The organism is Asanoa hainanensis, assembly GCF_900188485.1.
Taxonomy (GTDB): domain Bacteria; phylum Actinomycetota; class Actinomycetes; order Mycobacteriales; family Micromonosporaceae; genus Asanoa; species Asanoa hainanensis.
Window position 1 is genome coordinate 12,422 of sequence record NZ_FZPH01000019.1, and the last position, 17,698, is coordinate 30,119.

Annotated in this window: 13 protein-coding genes and 1 tRNA gene; 8 read left to right on the forward strand and 6 right to left on the reverse strand. The window is 71.7% G+C overall.

Annotated features, from left to right (window positions below; all coding sequences use genetic code 11):
- Positions 1 to 25: 25 nt before the first annotated feature.
- From CHC05_RS33720 to CHC05_RS33730, 3 genes are read left to right on the forward strand one after another with little or no spacing between them, the layout of a single operon-like run.
- A complete protein-coding gene (locus tag CHC05_RS33720; protein ID WP_089254698.1) occupies positions 26 to 1,183 on the forward strand; it encodes an acyl-CoA dehydrogenase family protein in 1,158 nt (385 codons plus the stop codon).
- Between the two features lie 44 nt (positions 1,184 to 1,227).
- Entirely contained in the window at positions 1,228 to 1,650 is a 423-nt protein-coding gene (locus tag CHC05_RS33725; RefSeq protein WP_089254699.1) for a hypothetical protein, read from the forward strand.
- Positions 1,647 to 3,128, forward strand: coding sequence for a serine/threonine-protein kinase (locus CHC05_RS33730; RefSeq protein WP_089254700.1), 1,482 nt, complete (start codon positions 1,647 to 1,649; stop codon positions 3,126 to 3,128). The genes CHC05_RS33725 and CHC05_RS33730 overlap by 4 nt, the downstream gene beginning before the upstream one ends.
- 99 nt (positions 3,129 to 3,227) lie before the next feature.
- Here the strand turns inward: CHC05_RS33730 and CHC05_RS33735 are convergent, their stop codons facing one another.
- Genes CHC05_RS33735 through sp36 form a run of 4 tightly spaced genes read right to left on the reverse strand, consistent with a single transcriptional unit; the run spans position 3,228 to position 8,286 of the window.
- Positions 3,228 to 6,830 (reverse strand): adenylate/guanylate cyclase domain-containing protein, encoded by a 3,603-nt coding sequence (locus CHC05_RS33735; RefSeq protein WP_089254701.1) that lies wholly within the window; start codon positions 6,828 to 6,830, stop codon positions 3,228 to 3,230.
- Complete coding sequence (locus CHC05_RS33740) at positions 6,827 to 7,618, reverse strand: MBL fold metallo-hydrolase (protein WP_089254702.1); 792 nt, start codon at positions 7,616 to 7,618, stop codon at positions 6,827 to 6,829. Before CHC05_RS33740 ends, CHC05_RS33735 begins: the two co-directional genes overlap by 4 nt.
- 54 nt (positions 7,619 to 7,672) lie before the next feature.
- Entirely contained in the window at positions 7,673 to 8,134 is a 462-nt protein-coding gene (locus CHC05_RS33745) for a RidA family protein (protein ID WP_089254703.1), read from the reverse strand.
- Entirely contained in the window at positions 8,131 to 8,286 is a 156-nt protein-coding gene (gene sp36, locus CHC05_RS33750; protein WP_089254704.1) for a Sp36 family protein, read from the reverse strand. The genes CHC05_RS33745 and sp36 overlap by 4 nt, the downstream gene beginning before the upstream one ends.
- Before the next feature lie 104 nt (positions 8,287 to 8,390).
- Here sp36 and CHC05_RS43195 point away from each other — a divergent pair, with 104 nt between their 5' ends.
- Genes CHC05_RS43195 through bagB form a run of 3 tightly spaced genes read left to right on the forward strand, consistent with a single transcriptional unit; the run spans position 8,391 to position 11,464 of the window.
- Positions 8,391 to 9,311, forward strand: coding sequence for an Rv0361 family membrane protein (locus tag CHC05_RS43195; protein WP_281257784.1), 921 nt, complete (start codon positions 8,391 to 8,393; stop codon positions 9,309 to 9,311).
- A gap of 16 nt (positions 9,312 to 9,327) precedes the next feature.
- Positions 9,328 to 10,308, forward strand: a complete 981-nt coding sequence (bagA, locus tag CHC05_RS33760; RefSeq protein WP_089254705.1) for an ATPase BagA — start codon at positions 9,328 to 9,330, stop codon at positions 10,306 to 10,308.
- 10 nt (positions 10,309 to 10,318) lie between these two features.
- Positions 10,319 to 11,464 (forward strand): ArsA family ATPase, encoded by a 1,146-nt coding sequence (gene bagB, locus CHC05_RS33765; protein WP_089254706.1) that lies wholly within the window; start codon positions 10,319 to 10,321, stop codon positions 11,462 to 11,464.
- Here bagB and CHC05_RS33770 read toward each other — a convergent pair.
- Positions 11,451 to 11,747, reverse strand: coding sequence for a WhiB family transcriptional regulator (locus tag CHC05_RS33770; RefSeq protein ID WP_089254707.1), 297 nt, complete (start codon positions 11,745 to 11,747; stop codon positions 11,451 to 11,453). The genes bagB and CHC05_RS33770 overlap by 14 nt on opposite strands.
- Positions 11,748 to 12,276: 529 nt before the next feature.
- Between CHC05_RS33770 and CHC05_RS33775 the strand changes: the two genes are divergently transcribed.
- Positions 12,277 to 14,712: a penicillin-binding protein gene (locus tag CHC05_RS33775; RefSeq protein WP_089254708.1), complete on the forward strand. Its 2,436-nt coding sequence runs from the start codon at positions 12,277 to 12,279 to the stop codon at positions 14,710 to 14,712.
- 841 nt (positions 14,713 to 15,553) lie between these two features.
- Positions 15,554 to 16,981 carry a diguanylate cyclase gene (locus CHC05_RS33780; RefSeq protein ID WP_089254796.1) on the forward strand — a complete coding sequence of 476 codons (1,428 nt, stop codon included), beginning with the start codon at positions 15,554 to 15,556 and terminating at the stop codon, positions 16,979 to 16,981.
- 601 nt (positions 16,982 to 17,582) lie between these two features.
- Here the strand turns inward: CHC05_RS33780 and CHC05_RS33785 are convergent.
- Positions 17,583 to 17,659: transfer RNA gene (locus CHC05_RS33785), tRNA-Pro, on the reverse strand.
- Between the last annotated feature and the right edge of the window lie 39 nt (positions 17,660 to 17,698).

Here is a 17,698-nt window from a genome sequence, read left to right on the forward strand (position 1 = left end):
CTGCGAGAGTCGGAGGCCACCCCTCATGAACTTCGACCTGACCCCGGAGCAGAGCGACCTGCGCGACGCCGTGTCGGCGCTCGGCCGCCGCTACGGTCACGAGTACTTCATCGGCAAGGCCAAGGCGGGCGAGCACACCACCGAGCTGTGGGCCGAGGCCGGCAAGCTCGGCTATCTCGGTGTCAGCATCCCGGCGGAGTACGGCGGTGGTGGCGGCGGCATCACCGACCTGACCATCGTCTGCGAGGAGCTGTCGGCGACCGGCTCGCCGCTGCTGCTGCTCGTGGTCTCGCCGGCGATCATCGCGACGATCCTGGCCAAGCACGGCACCGAGGCGCAGCGCACCGAGTTCCTGCCTCGCCTCGCGGACGGCACGCTGCTGATCGCCTTCGCGATCACCGAACCCGAGGCCGGCTCGAACTTCCACCGGCTGGGCACGGTCGCCCGCCGGGACGGCGATGAGTGGGTGCTCAACGGCCGCAAGTGCTTCATCTCGGGTGTCGACCACGCCGACTACGTGATGGTCGTGGCGCGCACCGAGGACGCGGCGACCGGCCGGCTCGTGCCGGCGCTGTTCCTGGTGCCCACCGACGCCGCCGGGCTGACGAAGTCCAAGCTGGACATGGAGATCGTCTCGCCGGAGAAGCAGTGGCTGCTCTACCTCGACGACGTGCGTCTGCCGGCTTCCGCGCTCGTCGGTGACGGCGACGCGGGGCTGCCGGCGTTGTTCTCCGGGCTCAACCCCGAGCGGATCACGGTCGCTGCGATGAGTGCCGGCACCGGCCGGTACGCGCTGGACCGGGCGTCCCGCTACACCGCCTCCCGGCAGGTCTGGGGCCGTCCGATCGGGACGCACCAGGGAGTGGCGCACCCGTTGGCGCACGCGGCGATCCAGGTGGAGCTCGCCCGGCTGATGGTCTACAAGGCGGCCGCGCTCTACGACGCGGGTCGCGACCTGGAGGCGGGCGTGGCGGCCAACATGGCCAAGTACGCGACCGCCGACGCCGCGGCGCTGGCCGTCGACACGGCGATCCAGGTGCACGGCGGCAACGGCATGACCACGGAGTACGGCGTCGCCACACTGCTCGGTGCGGTGCGCGCGGGTCGGATCGCCCCGGTCAGTCGCGAAATGATCCTCAACTTCGTCTCGCAGCACGTACTCGGTCAGGAGAAGTCGTATTGATTGATCGTTGATCACCACGAGTGGAGATGCTTGGATCTTCAAATATGAGGCTTCCTCGCTCTCCGGCCGGCTGGACCATGGCCGTCTTCGGCGTGCTCGCGATCATCATGGGCGTGGTCGGCCTGGTCAGCCCGGACACCCTGCTGAAGAGTCTGGGATTCGAGGTGCTCGGCTCGCGGGCAGCGGGCGACTACACGAAGACGTTCATGGCGGCCTCGTCCATGGCGTCGTTCAACATGGGCGTCTACTACCTGGTCGCGGTCGCCACCGAATGGCGCCCGTTCTACCTCTTCACGGTGTGGTTCCGACTCGTGACATTCACGGTTTTCACCGTCCTGGTGGTCACCGACGCCGCTCCGGCCCGCTTCTTCGGTGTCGCGGCGTGGGAGGGGCTCGGAGCAATCGCGACGGGTGTCGCATTGTGGTTCGAACGGAAGCGTGGGACTTCGGTACCTTCTAACCCGTGAACGGCACATCACCTGGAGCACTCCCGCTGCCAGTTGTGCCTGGCCTGACCGACTTGTCGGTGTTCGCCCGTGGTGGTTACGCCACCGTCTACCGGGCGACACAGGCGTCGGTCGGCCGCGAGGTGGCCGTCAAGGTCGAAAACCGCACGCTCGACACCGAACGCGACCAACGTCGCTTCCTCCGCGAGGCACGCGCCGCCGGCCGGATGTCGTCGCACCCGCACGTCGTAGACCTCTTCGACGCGGGCGTCACCGACTCCCGTCACCCGTACCTGATCATGGAGCTCTGCGACGGCTCGTACCTCGAACGGATGAAGAGCTCGCCGCTGTCGGCCGTCGAGTCCCGCGACGTCGGCGTCAAGATCGCGGATGCCCTGGCCGACGCGCACCAACTCGGTGTGCTGCACCGCGACGTCAAGCCGGCCAACATCCTCTACTCGCGGTTCAACGAGCCGGCGCTGGCCGACTTCGGCCTGGCGGTGCTGGCCGAGGTCCGCGACTCCTCGGTGACGCTGGAGGTGCTGACCCCGGCGTACGCGGCGCCCGAGATGTTCCGGCACAGCGAGCCGTCGCCGGCGGTCGACGTCTACGCCCTCTGCGCGACGCTCTACGCGATCATGCGGGGCAAGCCGCCGCGCTGGCGCGACGACCGCGACCCGAGCCTGCTCACGCTGATGGAGATGTTCACCGAGCAGATCCCCGACCTGCCCGGTGTGCCGCCGGCCTACCTCGACCTGCTGCGCCGGGGCATGGCCAACGACCCGGCGGCCCGGCCGTCGGCCGAGGAGCTGCGCGACCTACTGGCCGGCCTGTCCATGGACAGCTCCGGCCCGACCCGCCCGGTGTCCGGCGCACCGGTCTCCGGCGGCCCGTCGGTCTACGTCTCGCGCACCTACACGCCACCGCCGGTGCCGCCGCCGGCCGACGACCACCCGACGGTCAGCGGCAACACCCGCCGCGGCCGGCGCCGCTGGTGGCTCGGTGGGCTAGGGATGGTCACGCTGCTGGTGATCGGCGGCCTGACCACCTGGTACGCGGCCAGCCTGCCGGACGACGACCCGGTGGGCCCGGGGAAGCCGACACCGACGTCGACGGTGCGGCTGGAGGGCCAGGCATTGCGCGGCTGTGTCGTTCCGTTGCCGTCGAACGGGCACTGCCCCGGCGAGCTGGAGTGCTACGCCTCCGACGTCTCGCGGGTGGCGTGCGGGGGTCCGCACACCTGGGAGGTGTTCGCGGTCGGCGAGGCACCCCGGTCGCTGACCACTGTGGACCGGCAGTCGTTGCGCGCGGACCCGTCGGTCCGCGAGGTCTGCGGCCGGTCCACCTTCGCCTCGGTGACGCTGCTGATGAACACCCAAGGCTGGACCCTGGACGTGCTGCCACCGGACGCGACCGCCCTGGCCAACGGCGACCGCACCTACCGCTGCCTGGCCGGCCGCGGCCCAGACGCCCTGGAAACCCCAACCCTCAGCCGCTGACGGACGCCGGCGGGTCCGAGAAGGCGGACCACCCGCGGACCGGTCGATCAGCTCCAGAAGGCCGGTCACCGCGAGCCGGATGCGAGGTCCAGCGACCCGCTAGTCCGAGAGTTCGGCCTGCAGGGCCTTGGCTCGGGCTCGTTCGCTGGTTTGCTCCGTGGAGAAGGACAGGTCGACCGCGCGCTCGGCGGCGGCGCGCGACTCCGCGACGCGGCCCGCCGATGCCAGGGACCGGGCCAGGACCTCGGCACCGATGACCCGCGAGCGCACGTCTTCGGCCGGCACGGCCGCGGCCCGTTGCGCCCAGTCGAGTGCCTGCTCGCATCGGCCTGCGGCGTGCAGCGCCGACGCGTACGTCGCCAGCGCCTGCTGGCGCGAGAACAGCAGCGACGGCGCGCCGCTGGCCGAGGCGATCGGGGCCAGCAGGCCGACCGCCGTGGTCGTGTCGCCGGCCAGGCGGCGGGCCGCGGACAGCAGCACCCGGGGGCCGACCTGCGCCGGCGCCAGTGGGTTGTGCGGCTCGACCGCGGTCATCACGGCCCGCGCGTCGGCCTCGGCCGCGTCGATGTCGCCGCGGTCCAGGGCGACGAAGCCCCGCAGCGTGCCGGCCATGCCCATCAACAGCGGATGGCCGAGCCGGTTCGCGTAGGACAACGCGTCGGTGAGCAGGTCGGCGGCGTGCTGCGGCTCGCCCAGGCCCCGGGCCACCACGCCGCGCACGACGAGGGCGAAGCCGCGGCCCCAGTCGTCGGAGGCGGCCGCGAAGTCACGGTAGGCGCGGCGAGCCTCGCGGTCGGCCTCGGCCAGGTCGCCTAGCTCGGCAGCGGCGAACGCCTCGACCGCGCGCAGGGTGCCGACCGCCCACGACTCGCCCACGCGCTCGCCGAACGGCAGGAAGATGCGGGCGAGCCGGCGGGCCTCGGACAGCCGGCCGGCGAGCAGCCGGGCGTAGGCCGTGGTGCCGCGCAGCCAGGCCCGGCCGACCGGGTCGCCGAGCTGGGCGAACAGCCGGGCCGCGCGGGCCAGCACCGCGTCGGCGCCGGCGAAGTCGCCCCGGGTCGTGGTGACCCAGGCGAGGTTCTGGAGCGACCAGGCCTGCCCGCGCTCGTCGCCGGCCGCGACGTTGACCTGGTAGGCGGCCGCGAACCGGCTGCTCGCCTGGGCCAGCTTGCCCTGGAGGAAGTCGGCCATGCCGAGCCGGCGCATCGCCTCGGCCCGGGGGCCGGGCAGGTTGGCGTCGGTGGCCACCTGGAGCGCGTCGCGCCACATGACCTGGGCCCGCGGAAAGTCACCGAGCGAGCGGTGGGCCCGGCCGGCTAGCAGCAGCGCACCGGCGCGGGCGCTCGGCTCGGCGGAGTTGGCAGCGATCTTCTCGGCGTACGCCAAAGCGTCGTTGACCCGCCCGGTCTGCTGCAACGCCCGCGCGTGCACCAGCCGGTCGGCGGTCGGCAGGGCGTCACCCGCGAGGGTGGCCTCCCGTTCGGCGTATTCGACGGCCGTGGTCGGCTCACCGGCGGCGGAGGCCCGCCGGGCCGACCGGCTCAGCGCCGCGATGCCCAACGGGACGACGGTGCGGGCGGGCGCGTCGGGGCGCAGGCCGACGCTGTCGGCCAGGGCGACCGCGCGCTCGGCGTGGTGCGCGATGAACGCGTCGCGGTCGCCGTCGGACCAGCTGCCCGGATCGCCGGCCGGTGCGTCGACCGACACCGGCCGCCGCCCGACGACCACGTCGGACGGGGTCTTGCGGGCGGCCCACTCGGCCAGGAACGCGTGCCGCTCGGCCAGGTCGGCCTTGCCTATGCCGGAGTAGGCGGCCTCGTGCATCAGCGGGGTGCTGAACGCGTAGCCGCCCCGGGTGCGCTGGAGCATGCGGCGCTGCAGCAACTCGTCGATCGCGCGCTCGAGCTCGACCGCGACGACCGCGGCCGGGCGCCCGGCGCGGCCCGCGTAGTGCTCGCGCAACGCTTCGAGGGTGCCGCGCGGCACCTGGTCGCCGATCACCGCGGCGTCGCGCAGCACGGCGCGCGCGTCGCCCGGCAGCGCGTCGATGCGGGCTGCGAGCACCGCAGCCAGGTCGCGGGAGAGCAGCCGGCTGGTCAGCGAGCCGGGTGCCAACCGCCAGCGCCCGTCGACGCCGACCTTGGTCAGCGCACCACGCTCGATCAGCAACGTGACCAGCTCGGCCAGGTAGAACGGGTTGCCCTGCGCGGTGGCGAGCAGACCGTCGTTGTCGGGCTGCGGCAGCTTGCCGCCGCTCAGGTAGGACGAGAGCAGGCGGGCCGCGTCGTTGCCGCGCAGCGGCGGCAGGTTGACCACCTCGGCGTCGGCCAGCCGGGTCAGCGCGCCCGCGGTGCGGACGAGCTCGGGGCGGCCGAGCAGCAGCACCAGGACGGGACCGGTCAGCCGGGACAGCATGACCCCGAGGGCCTCGACCGTCTCGGGGGTGGCGTCGTGCAGGTCGTCGACGACGATCAGCAGCGGTGTCTCGGCGGCGAGCCCGCTCAGCAGCGCGGCGACCGCGCCGGGCACGGCGGCGGCGTCGCCGCCCGGGATGTCGCCCGTCCACTCGCCCGGCACCGGTGAGACGGCCGCCGGCACCTCGCCGTAGCCCATCAGAGCGAGCAGCAGGTCGGTGGCGACCGGCGCGGTGTCGGGCAGCTTGGCGAGCCGGGCGGTCAGCCGGCGGAGCCGCTCCTCGACCACCGCCCGGCTGGGCGGTGTGCCGTTGTCGGCGGGAGCGCCGATCGCGGCGCGGACCAGATCGGCCAGGGGGGCCAGCCGGCGGCGCTCGCCGAACGCGGCGCAGCGCACCGAGAGCACCCGGGCGCCGGTGCGGGTGGCGAACCGGCCGGCGGCGACGTCGAACCCGGCGGCCAGCCGCTCGGCCTCGCCGGCGAACCGGGTCTTGCCGATGCCCGCCTCGGCGGTCATCAACATGACCGTGGGCTGGCTCTGGTCGACGACCTCGGCGAGCCGGCCGGCGATCCGGCCGAGCTCGGCTTCGCGGCCGACGAACGGGGCCTCGTCGCCGAGCCCGGCGCGGGTGCCGGGGGCATCGTGCAGGCCCAGCAGCTCGGCGGCCTGGACGGGATCGCGCTTGCCCTTGAGCCGCAGCGGGCGCAGCTGCCGCCAGGACGCGACGCGGCGGGTGGCCTCGAACGTGCTGGCCCCGGCGTAGACGGCGCCGACCGCGGCCGCGTCGGCGAGCCGGGCGGCGGTGTTGACCGTGTCGCCGATGACCGTGTATTCGATCGCGGCCTGGATGCCGGCGACCACGGCGCCGGTGTTGAGCCCGACCCGCAGGCCGAGCGGCGCGCCGCCGCCGCGCTCGTCGTCGAGCACCCGGCGGACCGCGCGCTGCATCGACAAAGCGGCCCGGACCGCGCGCTCGGCGTCGTCTTCGTGTGCGACCGGTGCGCCGAAGACGGCCATGATGCCGTCGCCGGTCAGCTTGTCGACGTGGCCGCCGAAGGTCTTCACCGCGCCGGCCAGCGCGGCCAGCACCCGGTCGGTCACGGCGCCGACCCGCTCGGGGTCGACATTCTCGGACCAGGAGGTGAAATCAGACAGGTCGCCGAACAGGACGGTAACCACCCGGCGCTCGGCGGCGGGCAGCGTCGCCGCCGCGGGCAGGGCGGCGCCGCAGTTGTGGCAGAAACGGGCGCCTGGGACGGAGACCGTGCCGCACACAAGACAAGTCACGGTCCATCCAACCCCTGTGACCCCCGTCGCGATTCCCCGGTTGGCACACCGAGATATGCGAGTTGGGCTCGAACCGACCAGGCAGCGGCCGGCCAGAGGCCGGGGTCGACGTCGGCGTAAACGGTGGCAACGACCTCTTCGGCGGTTTTGGCGCCATCTGCGACGGCCTGCCGCACCTGGTCGAGCCGCGCACGCCGGTGGGCCAGGTAGAACCGGGCGGCGACTGCGCAGTCGGCCAGCGCGGGGCCGTGGCCGGGCAGGGCGAGCCGGCCGGGATAGCCCGTCAACAGCTCCAGGCTGGCCAGGTAGGCACCGAGGTCGCCGTCGGGATGGGCGACCACCGTGGTGCCCCGGCCCAGGATGGTGTCGCCGGTGAAGACGGCCCGCTCGCCGCCGGCCGCCGCGACGAAGCAGACCGAGTCGGCGGTGTGGCCGGGAGTCGCCACCGCGGTGAGCTCGATGCCGGCGAGCTCGTGGTCACCCAGGTCGCGGAGCACGGTGGCGCCCGTGAGCTCGGCGAACCGGTCGAGCCCCTCGACGTGGTCGGGATGGCCGTGCGTCGCCAGCACCGTGCCGATCGGGCCGTGCTCGGCGATCGCCCGCAGGTGCCCCTCGTCGAGCGGGCCGGGGTCGACGACCACGGCGGGCGCGCCGGGGGTGGCCCGCAGGACCCAGGTGTTGGTGCCGTCGAGCGTCATCGGGCCCGGGTTGGGTGCCCGGACCAGGGTGGCCCACTCCGGCAGGCGTTCCGCCAGGGCCGCCGCCGGAGTGGTCACGTGGGACGTCATGGGTGCGATCGTACGACCGGGGTGTGACAGGAGATTCAGGTCTTCCTGTCCAGATCAGGCGGTTGCGACCTCGACGATCGCCTCGACCTCGACGGGGGCGTTCAGCGGAAGCTCGGCGACGCCGACCGCGCTGCGGGCGTGCCGACCGGCCTCACCGAAGACCTCGCCGAACAGCTCCGACGCCCCGTTGACGACGATCGGCTGGCCGGTGAAGCCAGGGGCCGACGCGACGAAGCCGACCACCTTGACGACCTTGACGACGTATTCGAGGCCGACCAGGGCGTCGATCGCGGCGAGCACGTTGAGGGCGCACTGCCGGGCCAGGTCGCGGGCCTGCTCCCCGGTGACCTCGGCGCCGACCTTGCCGGTCGCGAGCAGCTCGCCACCGGAGATCGGCAGCTGGCCGGAGACGTACACGTGGGCACCGGACTGGACGGCCGGCACGTACGCGGCGACCGGCGGGACCACCTCGGGCAGCGTGAGGCCGAGCTCGGTGAGGCGCTCGTGCGGAGTCATGACTTCGGCCGCTTCAGGTAGGCCACCAGCTGCTCCGGGTTGGGACCCGGGATCACGGAGACGAGCTCCCAGCCGTCGTCACCCCAGTTGTCCAGAATCTGCTTGGTCGCGTGGACCAACAGCGGCACGGTCGCGTACTCCCATTTCTGCATGCGGCCGAGGTTACCGGTGGCGATCGGAGCGGGCCGAGGTCGGCTACCCTGCTCGGCGACGGCTCGACCGCGACCGGACGAGAGCTGGTGGGGAGACCATGACCGTGCCGCCCGACGGTACCGACAGCCGGCCATCCGACGCCGCCCCGTCCGGCGACGAGGGCGACGGACGCCTGCCCGTCCCACCGCCACCACCGCCGCAGGCGTCACCGGCTCCACCGCCGCCGGAAGGGCCACCCTTACCGATCCTGGCACCGGGCCCCGCTCAAGCCGCAGCGGCGCCCTCGGGCCCGCCAACGCCGCCGCCACCGGACGAGCCGGCGCCGCGCCCGGCCGAGCCCGAGCCCGCGCTGACCCAGGAGATCCCAACAGCCCCACCCACACCGATCAGCGCGCCACCGCTCCCCCCACCGGCCCAGCCGCCGCTGTGGACGCCACCGCCGTGGATGCCCCCGACGCCGCCCACCGTGCCGCCGGGCACGCAGGAGTGGGCGACCGGGACGGCGCCCACCGAGGCGCCGTACGCCGAGCCCGTGCCCTGGGCCGCCGTACCCCCGCATCCGGCGCCGCCGCCCACCCAGCGCCGCGGGCGCGGTCCGCTCGTCGCGGCGATCGTGCTGGCCATCGTCCTGCTCTGTGGCGGTGGCGGCGGCCTGGCCGCCTTCCTGCTGCTCCGCGACACCGAGACCGGCGAGGGCGCGGCCGAGCCGGTGGCGGCCGTGGAGGGCTTCCTCGACGCCGTCTACGTCGACCAGAACGCGGCCGCGGCAACGGCGCTGCTCTGCGGTGAGGCGCGCGACCAGAGCGCCGTCCAGGACAAGATCGACGAGGTCCAGCAGTACGCGCGGACGTATCCGAGCCCGCGTTACCGCTGGGATCCGCCGAAGGTGGAACAGCAGGATGCCGACAAGGCGGTCGTCTCGACCAGGTTGACCGTGCTGACCGCCGACGACCGCAGCGCCGAGGAACAGCTCCGGTTCACTCTCGTACACAAGACCGGCTGGTGGGTCTGCGACGTCGGCTGACGGATACCCTCGGGTCGTGACGAGACCCGCCGCGACCGGCCGACGTGCTGATCTGTGGCCGGCACGGCTGCATGTCGTGACCGGCAAGGGTGGCACCGGCAAGACGACGGTGGCCGCCGCACTCGCCCTGGCGCTGGCCGCGGGCGGGCGCCGGACGTTGCTGGTCGAGGTCGAGGGCCGACAGGGCGTCGCGCAGCTGTTCGGCACCCCGCCGCTGCCCTACGAGGAGCGCCGGATCACCGCCGCGGCCGGTGGTGGCGAGGTGCGGGTGCTGGCCATCGATGCCGAGGAAGCCCTGCTCGAATACCTCGAGATGTTCTACCGGCTCGGCGCGGCCGGCCGGGCGTTGCGCCGGCTCGGCGCGATCGACTTCGCCACCACCGTCGCGCCGGGCGTACGCGACGTGCTGCTCACCGGCAAGGTCAAGGAAGCGACGACCCGGACCTCGGGCGGGCATCGGGTGTACGACGCGGTCGTGCTCGACGCCCCGCCGACCGGCCGGATCGGGCGGTTCCTCAACGTCACCGCGGAGACCGCCAAGCTGGCCAAGGTCGGGCCGATCAAGTCGCAGAGCGACGGCGTCCAGGCGCTGCTCCGCTCGCCGATGACCGCTGTGCATGTGGTCACACTCCTGGAAGAGATGCCGGTGCAGGAGACGGTCGACGCCATCGACGAGTTGACCCGGCTGCGCATCCCGGTCGGGCACGTGATCGTCAACGAGGCGCAGACCCCGCTGGCCTCCGTCGGCAAGGTCACGCAGGCCGAGCTCAAGCGCGGTTTGAGCGCTGCCGGGCTGCCCACCGACCGGGCCACGGTCAGCGGCCTGTACGCCGAGGTGAAGAACCACCAGACCCGCCAGGAGCTGGAGGACTCGCTCCGCACCGACCTCGCCGAGCTCGGCCGGCCGGTGCTGGAGCTGCCGGTGTTGAGCGGCGGAGTCGACCGGGAGGGGCTCGACCTTCTCGCCGCCGCTCTGCTTGCTGGTCCGACCCCATAAACTCGGTCATGTGTCTTCGGATCTACACCCGCCACGGCTGGACGTCGACCGGATCCTGAGTGATCCGGGCGTCCGCATCGTGGTCTGCTGCGGTTCGGGTGGGGTCGGCAAGACCACGACGGCCGCCGCGCTCGCTCTGCGGGCCGCCGAGGAGCACGGCCGGCGCACCGTGGTGTTGACCATCGACCCCGCCCGCCGGCTCGCCCAGTCGCTCGGCCTGACCGAGCTCGACAACACCCCCCGGCCGGTGAAGGACGTCGGCGAGGGCAGCGCGGGTTCGCTGCACGCGATGATGCTCGACATGAAGCGCACCTTCGACGAGGTGGTGCTCACGCACACCGATCCGGCGAAGGCGGCGGAGATCTTCGCCAACCCCTTCTACCAGGCGATGAGCTCGACCTTCTCCGGCACGCAGGAATACATGGCGATGGAGAAGCTGGCCCACCTGCACGCGCAGGGCGAGTGGGACCTGATCGTGGTCGACACTCCACCGTCGCGCTCCGCGCTCGACTTCCTCGACGCGCCGGCCCGGCTGGGCCGGTTTCTCGACGGCAAGATGCTGCGGCTCCTGCTGGCGCCGGCCCGGGCGGGTGGGCGCAGCGTCTTCGGCCTGGTGACCGCGTCGTTCGGGGTGTTCTCCCGAGTCGTACAGAAGGTGCTTGGCGCGCAGCTTTTGACTGATTTGTCAGGTTTTGTCGCCGCGCTCGACTCGATGTTCGGCGGTTTCCGGCAGCGCGCGGAGCAGACCTTCCAGATCCTGCAGGCGCCCGAGACCGCGTTCCTCGTGGTCGCGACGCCGGAGCCCGACGCGATCCGCGAAGCTTCCTATTTCGCCCGCCGGCTCGGCGAGGAGCGGATGCCGCTGGCCGGGCTAGTGGTCAACCGCGTGCACACGACCCAGGTGCCGCAACTCGGCGCCGAGGCGAGCCTGGCCGCAGCGGCGAACCTGACCGAGGCGGGCGAACAGGCGCCGACGGCCGACGCGTTGCGGATCCACGCCGCCCTGGCCGCCCTGGCCGACCGGGAACGGTCCGTCACCGCCGGTTTCGCGCAGGAGTTCCCGCACGTGCCGACGGTCGCCGTGACGGCACAGCCCGCCGATGTGCACGACATCGACGGGCTGCGGACGATCGGCTCGGCAATCAGCCAGCCGTGACCAGCGACTTGTCCTTGTTGCGCAACGCGGCCTCGAACATCTTGCGCCAGCTGGCCACCTGCGGATGACGCCGCAGGAGGGCCCGGCGCTCGCGCTCCGTCATGCCGCCCCAGACACCGAACTCGATGCGGTTGTCCAGCGCGTCGGCCAGGCACTCGTATCGCACCGGGCAACTCCGGCAGATCCGCTTCGCCACGTTCTGCTCGGCGCCCTGTACGAAAAGCGCGTCCGGGTCCCCGTTCTGGCATGCCGCCAAAGTCGGCCAGTCTGTAATCATGCCCATCAGTCCACGTCCCCCCTTGCAGTCCGCTGCCGAACTCTCCACACCGGTCGGACCGACCTCGAGTCGGCAGGTGTTGCCCCCGGTCACCCACCGCTCCGTTCCCCCCGGGAGACGGTGGATGGTGCGCGATGCTCGCCGAACCATCATGCTCCGTAGTCGTCTGATTACGCAACGTTGTCAGATAAATACATCACAACCGGGACACTCTCGGGCGTACCAGGTGAGCAGCGGGTGTAGATGGCCCGTTTGCGGAAAATCTTGGCCGGATTCGGTCAAAAGGCAACACGAACCACAGCAGTCCGGCAGAATCCTCGATGCCGGTGCGCACCGGCTGCCGGAGCGTGCGCATAACACAACAACGACACCGGCTTCCGAAAGACGTGCTCACTGGCGCGTCGGATTTCTCCTTGTCGACGCCGTGCGCCGTTGAGGCCCCATACGCGGGACGCGAGATTGTTGTGTGTTCCCGTACCCTGGCGGCGTGAGTGAGCCGAGTGCGCAGGCTGGGAAGCCCCGCAAAAGAAGCTGGATGCGGCGACGTGATCACAACATCTTCGCCAATGCCGCGTCGCTGATCATCTGTGGCGTGCTCGCCGGTGTGGTGGTCGCCGCCGCCGCGTTCCCCGCGGTCGCCATGTCGGGTCTGGCCGCCAAGGCCGGTGTCGAGACCTTCGACAAGCTGCCCACCGAGCTGACGCTCAAGCGCCCACCACAGATCAGCTACATCTACGCCAACAACGGCAAGACCCCGTTGGCGACGATGTACGACGAGAACCGGCGCGACGTCGACCTCAAAGACATCGCCAAGGTGATGCAGCAGGCGATGATCGCCGCCGAGGACCACGACTTCTACAAGCACAACGGCGTCGACATCAAGGGCATCGGCCGCGCGTTCGTCGCCAACAACCAGGCCGGCGAGACCCAGCAGGGCGCCTCGACCCTCACCATGCAGTACGTGCGACTCGCCATCGCCTACTCCGCGACGGACCCGCAGGACGTGGTCGCCGCGACCGAGGACACGCCGAAGCGCAAGATCCGCGAGATGCGGTACGCGCTCCAGATCGACAAGGAACTGGGCAAGGACGAGATCCTCGAGCGCTACCTCAACACCGCGCCGTTCGGCAACGGCGCCTACGGGGTCTACGCCGCGAGCCAGGTCTACTTCGCCAAGCTGCCCAAGGACCTCACGGTCGACGAGGCCGCGATGCTCGCCGGCATGGTGAAGGCGCCGTCGGACTACGACCCGACGACCTCCGACGGCTACGGCCAGGCGGTGGCGCGGCGCAACTACGTCATCGACAACATGTTCGAGATCGGCGCGATCAACGCCGAGCAGCGCGACAAGGCCAAGGCGGTCAAGCTGACCGTCAAGGGCACGCGCGCGCCGAACGGTTGCGTGGCGACCACCAAGAACAGCTGGGGCTTCTTCTGCGACTTCTTCTACCGCTGGTGGATGGACCAGGAGGCGTTCGGAGCGACGACGTACGACCGTGAGCGGCGGCTGAAGAGCGGCGGCTACAAGATCATCACGTCGCTCGACCCGGGTGTGCAGGACGCGGCGAAGAAAAACGTCGAGCAGTACTACAAGACGGGGAAGAACCATCCGAACGCGCTGATGGTCGCGGCCATCGAGCCGGGCACCGGTTACGTGCGGGCGCTGGCGGTCAACCGCAACTACAAGCTCGACCCGACCGACAAGCCGCAGAACGGCATGTCCACGAACCCCGCGAAGAAGAAGCGCAAGATCCGCGGCACCTATCCCAACACCACCAACCCGCTGATCTCCGGCGGTGGTGACATCACGGGCTACCAGGCCGGCTCGACCTTCAAGATCTTCACGCTGGTCGCGGCGTTGGAAAAGGGCTACCCGCTGAGCTACACGATCAACGCGAAAGAGAAATACACCTCGAAATACATCGTGGAGTACAACGGGCCCAGCGCCTGCCCCGGCACCAACAAGTACTGCCCGGAGAATGCCAACAAGAGCATGGCGGGCGTGCAGAACATGTGGACCGGTTTCGGCAGGTCGGTCAACACCTTCTTCGTGCCGCTCGAGGAGCAAGCCGGCGCGGCCAACGTGGTCGACGCCGCCAAGCGGATGGGCATCAAGTTCCGCTCCAAGAGCGACGCGGTAATCGCCAACAACAAGCAGGGCGCCGACCAGTGGGGCGCCTTCACCCTCGGCGTCTCCTCCACCACGCCGCTCGACCTGGCCAACGCGTACGCGACGCTCGCCGCTGACGGGAAATACTGCGAGCCCAACCCGGTGCAGGAGATCATCGCCCCGGACGGCGCCAAGCTCGACGTCGCCGCGTCGCGCTGCAAGAAGGCCATCGACACGCAGGTCGCCCGCGCGGCCGTCGACGCGGCCCGGTGCCCGGTCGGCGACCACTCGGACACCTCTCGGTGCACGAGCGGCACCGCCTCCAACGTGCGCCGCGACGTGGGCTTCCCGGTGGCCGGCAAGTCCGGCACGACCGACAGCGAGAAGACGGCGTCCCTGGTCACGATGACCAAGCAGCTCTCCGTGGCGGGCATCCTGGCCGACCCCGACTGGGCCGAGACCACCCACGACATGGAGCACGGCATCGTCAACCCGGCGGTCTACGAGACGCTACGCGACGGCATGAAGGCGATGAAGGCAACCCGCAAGGACTTCACGGCGCCCAACAGCAGCAAGATGATCTACGGCGAGCAGCGGAGCATCCCGAACGTCGAGTGCATCTCGGTCGAGGCCGCCCGATCGAAGCTCAGGAACGCGGGCTTCGTCGTCGACACCGACGACACCCCGATCGACTCCCGCTGCGCCGCCGGCGAGGCCGCCGGCACGTCGCCGGACGGCCGCACCATCAAGGGCGGCGTCGTAATGATCCAGATCAGCAACGGCAAGGGCGCCGGCCCCGGCGGCGGCGGACCTGGCGGCGGTGGTCCGGGCCGACCACCCGGCCGCGGCCCAGGAGGCTGACAACGCGGCCCACGAGGGCCGCACCACAGATCAACGGGCCCGCCGGCACTGTCCGGCGGGCCCGTTGCCGTGAGGGCTGCCCCGCGCCGATCAATCCGCCGCCTGGATCCGACGACTGGCCTGGCGGCGGGCCCGGCCGACCACCCGGGCGCGACCCAGAAGGCTGACAACGCGGCCCGCGAGGGCCGCCGCCTGCACCCGACCACTGGCCTGGCGGCGGTGATCCCGGGCCGACCACCCGGGCGCGGCCCCGGGGGCTGACAACGCGGCCCACCAGGGCCGCCGCCTGCACCCGACCACTGGCCTGGCGGCGGTGATCCCGGGCCGACCACGCGGGCGCGGCGCCGGGAGCGGCCCCGGGGGCTGACAACGCGGCCCGCGAGGGCCGCACCGCAGGTCAACGGGCCCGCCGGCATCGTCCGGTGGGCGCGCTGTCGTGAGGGCTGCCCCGCGCCAGTCAACCCGCCGCCTGGACCCGACGACCGTCCTGTCGGCGGTCGTGGTCGCGTCTAGGCGGCGGCGGTGGTCTTGGCTAACCACCCACACGGACCTCCACAAGGAGAGCGGCCACCGGCCCGCGGCCCAGGAGACCGACAACGCCCGCCCATCACGGCCGCACCGCAGGTCGACGGGCCCGCCGGCGTCGTCCGGCGTCCCTGTTGCCGTTTGACAATCACGTGGTGAGAACGCTCACCGGCCATCCGAGATCAACCGGTTTGTCCGGGAGGGGGTGCGGGCAGGCAGCAATGATCCAGCTACAGTCGGTAGGCTGCCGAAGATTCTTCTTTTTCGTCTTCGCCGTAGCGCCGAGAACAGACCTCACCGGAAAGTTGCCGTGCGACTGGATCACGAACGCATCGTCAGCGACGTGACGGCGCGCCTGTCCCGGGCCTCGTCCGCGGAGGAAGCCTGCCGACTGACGGTCAACGCCCTGCATGCGCACACGGGGGCGATGGCGGCCGCGCTGCTACCCGTACGACGTCATCTGCGTTGTGTCGCCGCTGCCGGCGCATGGCAGGTTTTCACCGCTGTGCAACCGGGGCGCGGTGTGTCCGGGCGCGCTTTCCGCACCGGCCAGACGCAGACCGTCGTGGCGGTCCAGGACGACCCCGACTACATCCCGTTCGGCGCGCCCGGCACGGCGCTGGAAGTCTGCTCGCCACTGCTGGACAGCGACGGCGGCTCGATCGGCGTCCTCAACGTCGAATGGCAGGAGCCGACCGACGTCGAGGCCGCCCGAAAGCTGGTCGACGAGGTGGCCGCCTGTCTCGGCGACCGGATCACCCGCCTCGGCGGTCCGCCGCCGGAGAAACGCACCGAGAAACTGCTGCGGCACGCCGGCGCGCTCACGTCCGCGTCGACGGAGTGGGAGCTGATGGCGGCCGCCAACGACGCCGCCCGTGACATGTCCGGCCTGTCCGCGGCGGTGCTCGTCATCGACGACGGCCAGCGGATGCGGGTCGGCATGCCGACCGTCCTACCGGGCGAGTTCGAGGCCAAGCTGCGCGACGTGATGACGGCACTGCCCGAGTCGGCACTGCTCGAGCTGGTCAGCCTCGCGCACCGGCACGGCTCGTCGTACACGATCGGCGAGACGGAACACTGCGTACCGCACGCGTACCGCCCACTGGTCGACGCCGGCGTGGCAACCCTGATCATGGTGCCGGTCGGCCCGCCAGACTCCGGCGGCGTCATGCTGATCGCCGACGAGCGCGTCCTCGAGCCGGACCCGTCGATGGTCAACCTGATGGAACTGCTGGCCGCCCAGGCCTGGTCGTGCCTCGACCGACTGCGCACCCTGACCCAGCTCCGCGAACTGGCGAGCTCCGACCCGCTGACCGGGTTGCGGCACCAGGGCCCGTTCGGCGAACGAATCCGCGGCGCCGTGCCAGGCCGCACAGCCCTGCTGGCGATCGACATCGACCAGTTCAAGGTCATCAACGACACGTACGGCCACCAGGAAGGCGACGCGGTCCTGGTCGCCGTGGCCGGCGCCCTGAAGGACGCCCTGCGCCACGCGGACGAACTGTTCCGCCTGGGCGGCGACGAGTTCGTGGCGGTCCTGGAGGTCCGCCACCCCAACGAGGCGATGGCCATCGCCGACCGCCTGACGGCAGCGGCCCGAGCGATCGGCCGCACGGTGAGTATCGGGGTGGCGCTGGTCGAGGAAGACGAGCCACCGGAGCGAGCGCTGCGCCGGGCTGACGCGGCGCTGTACGAGGTCAAGCGCGACGGCCGAGACGGCGCCCGCCTGGCCGGCTCCGCCTAGCGGCGCGGCACCGCCCGACTGGCCAGGTCCGTCCAGACCCGGCTGGTTACGCCTTGGCCCGCCAGCTCCGACCGATCCCACCGGCTCCGGCCGACACGCTGGCTCCGCGCCTTCGCCCGCCTGCCCCGCCCGACCTGCCGGCTCCGCCGCCGGGGCAGGCGCGCCGGGGCCGGGGCCGGGTACCGCGACCGCTAACCTGCGCATCGCTCCGGTCCTGGAGGTCCTCGGCGCCGGTGATCGACTTCGAGCTGTGACCCGGTTGCGTTCGAGGTAACGCGCTCGGTCCTGCTGCGTTTCGAAGCAGGCCCTTGGTCGCCTTGATCGCGTGCACGAGATCTGGTCGGTGGACACGTTGCGGCGTGATCGGGTGTGGCTGGTCTGGGCGACACGCCGTGCCGGGGCAAGGTGACGTGCACCCGATCTTCGTCGCGGCCCACCGATTTCCAGATGAGCCTCACCCGATCAAAGGCGAACCGACACCCCGCGGGTTCCGCGGATCGTCACCCGCCTGGGCCCGGCCGGCTGGCACCGCCTCGGCCTGGATGGCTGGCTCTGCTTAGCAAAGAGGGCACACCCGAAATTTCGGATGTGCCCTCACACCTGGTCGGGGTGGCCGGATTCGAACCGACGACCTCTTCGTCCCGAACGAAGCGCGCTACCAAGCTGCGCCACACCCCGAGGCGTGCCGAGCAATACTAGCCCACCGCCCACCCGGGT